The sequence below is a fragment of the Frankia sp. CcWB3 genome (assembly GCF_977927595.1).
Window position 1 is genome coordinate 1 of record NZ_CDWRCK010000394.1, and the last position, 2,665, is coordinate 2,665.

General features: G+C 70.3%; 3 protein-coding genes. All 3 read right to left on the minus strand.

Annotated features, from left to right (window positions below):
• Positions 1 to 581 (minus strand): hypothetical protein (locus ACY5KJ_RS19610; protein ID WP_462204057.1); only part of this gene is annotated, 581 nt, incomplete at its 3' end.
• Positions 582 to 608: 27 nt separating this feature from the next.
• Complete coding sequence (locus ACY5KJ_RS19615) at positions 609 to 956, minus strand: antibiotic biosynthesis monooxygenase family protein (RefSeq protein ID WP_462187112.1); 348 nt, start codon at positions 954 to 956, stop codon at positions 609 to 611.
• A 165-nt stretch (positions 957 to 1,121) separates the two neighbouring features.
• On the minus strand, positions 1,122 to 2,480 hold the full coding sequence (gene dnaB, locus ACY5KJ_RS19620; protein ID WP_462187111.1) for a replicative DNA helicase: 1,359 nt from the start codon (positions 2,478 to 2,480) through the stop codon (positions 1,122 to 1,124).
• Between the last annotated feature and the right edge of the window lie 185 nt (positions 2,481 to 2,665).

The following is a 2,665-nucleotide window of genomic DNA, read 5'->3' on the forward strand; positions in this document are numbered from 1 at the left end:
GGCTGATACCCCGACCGATGCCCCGACTGGCTGGGGCGACCGGGATCACCCGCCCCGCCTGCCGGGTCGTCTCCTCCCCCGCCCGGGCCGGGCTGATCCGGCCGCGTAGGCGAATATCCGGCGGCCTCGGGATACCCGGACGGACCTCGCGCGACCGGCCCGGCCTGCGGCCTGGGGGGGTACGGGTGGCCGGGCTGATGCGGATAACCCGACGGCACCGGTGGACCGGGATAACCCGGCTGCCCCGGCTGGACCGGGCCGTCACGGCGCATGCTCGCCACCTGCCGCGTGCCCAGTGGCCGGTGCCGGCGCCACTGCCGCCGGACAGCCCAGACGAGGGCCAGGGATGCGACGACGCCGGCCGCCGGCGCGACGTCGTGGCCGGCGTCCAGCACCAGCAGGTAGAGGGCCATCAGCCCGCTGAAGACGTAGCCGGTGACGAAGAACGCGAAGGGCCGCAGGTTCAGCCGGCTCACCACGTCCGTGTTCCGAAGCAGGATCGCCGGTACCAGCCAGATGAGGAAACCGAAGAAGAGCGCCGTGAGCGGCGCGAAAAACAGGTACCCGAAGAACGCTGTCATGATCAGAAGTCCGGCGGTCGTCGAGGGTCAGGCCGGGTCGGGACCGGCGGGGACGTCCGCGCTGTGCGCCACCGTCGGGGTGCCGTCGAAGTACGGGCCGAGGGCGGCGCGCCAGCGGGCAAACCGCTCCGACTCCCGGAAGTTCGTCAGATGGGCGTCCAGGCTGTCCCACTCGACGAGCAGCACGAAACTCGACGGTGACTCGACCCCGCGGGTCATCCGCGCGAAACGACAGCCCGGCGTGCCGACGAGCTCCGCACGCACCCCGTGATACGCGGCGACGAAATCGTCTTCGCTGCCCGGTTTGATGTCGAACCGGGCGACTTCGAGGACCGCTCCGGCGGGCTGCCCGCCGTCCCGCCCCTCACTCGCCATGGATGATCCTGAAACTCATACCGCCCAGTCTGGCACCATCGGGAGATCGCGGTCCGCCAACATGGACCATGACCACGCCAAACACACCCGGGCGCCCACCCGGCCCGCCGCCGGGCCGCTGGCGCTCTCCACCCGTGGGCCTCGTCCCGCCCCCGGGCCGAGAATTCAGTTCGCCATGTCGACGAACCGTGAGTAATGGCCCTGGAAGGCGACGGTGACGGTGCCGGTCGGCCCGTTGCGGTGCTTGGCGATGATGAGGTCCGCCTCGCCGGCGCGCGCCGACTCCTTCTCGACCGTGTCCTCCCGGTACAGCAGGATCACTGCGTCGGCGTCCTGCTCCAGGCTTCCGGACTCGCGCAGGTCGGAGACCTGGGGACGCTTGTCGGCCCGCTGCTCGGAGGCGCGGTTGAGCTGGGAGATGGCGACCACCGGAACGTCGAGCTCCTTGGCGAGCAGCTTCAGCGACCGCGAGATCTCGCTGACCTCCTGCTGACGGTTCTCCACCTTCTTGGGCGACGACATCAGCTGCAGGTAGTCGAGGATCACCAGGCGCAGCTCGTTGCGCTGCTTCAACCGCCGGGCCTTCGCCCGGACCTCCATCATCGTCAGGTGCGGGCTGTCGTCGATGAACAGCGGGGCCTCCGCGACCTCGCCCATCCGGCGGGCCAGGCGACCCCAGTCGTCATCGGTGAGCCGGCCCGTGCGGATGTTCTGCAGGGACACCCGCGCCTCGGCGGACAACAGCCGCATGGTGATCTCCATGCGGCTCATCTCCAGCGAGAAGATGACCGACGCCATCCCGTTCTTGATCGACGCCGCCCGGGCGAAGTCCAGGCCGAGGGTCGACTTGCCCACGGCCGGCCTGGCCGCGACGATCCACAGCTGGCCGCCGTGCAGGCCGTTGGTCAGCTCGTCGAGGTCGACGAAACCGGTGGGCACCCCGGTCAGCGAACCGTCATGCCCCTGGATGGACTCGATCTCCTCCAGCGCCGGGTTGAGCAGCTCCCCCAGCGGCAGGTAGTCCTCGTTCGTCCGGCGCTCGGTCACCTCGTATACGGCCGCCTGGGCGCGGTCGACGACGTCGCTGACGTCCGGAGCCGCGCCGTAGGCGAGCTGCACGATGCGGGTGCCGGCCTCCGCGAGGCGGCGCAGGACCGCCTTCTCCGCGACGATACGGGCGTAGTACCCGGCGTTGGCCGCGGTGGGCACGCTCGAGATGAGGGTGTGCATGTAGGCCGGACCGCCCACCCGCTCGAGCAGATCGCGGCGGCCGAGCTCGGCGGCGACGCTGATGACGTCCGCAGGCTCCCCCCGGCCGTAGAGATCGCCGATGACCTCGTACACGAGGCCGTGCGCGGGACGGTAGAAGTCACCCGTCTGCAGGACCTCGACGACGTCGGCGATGGCGTCTTTCGACAGCAGCATGCCGCCGAGCACGCTCTGCTCGGCGGGCAGGTCGTGCGGAGGAGTCCGGTCGAACTCCGTACTCCCACCGGAACCACGCGAGATCTCGGTGACGCTCACGACGCACCCTCCCGGGACTCCCGTAGACCCGTATTCGAACGTATGTTCGTACGAATCGGAATCGCTATCAACGGACCGCTCCGCCCCCGGTCAGCCGGGAGCTCCCAGCAGGGACCGGGCGGGCGGCCTCCGGTGAGCCTCTCGCCGGGCGCCGCCCGCGTCACCGAAGGAGACCTGGCCCGATC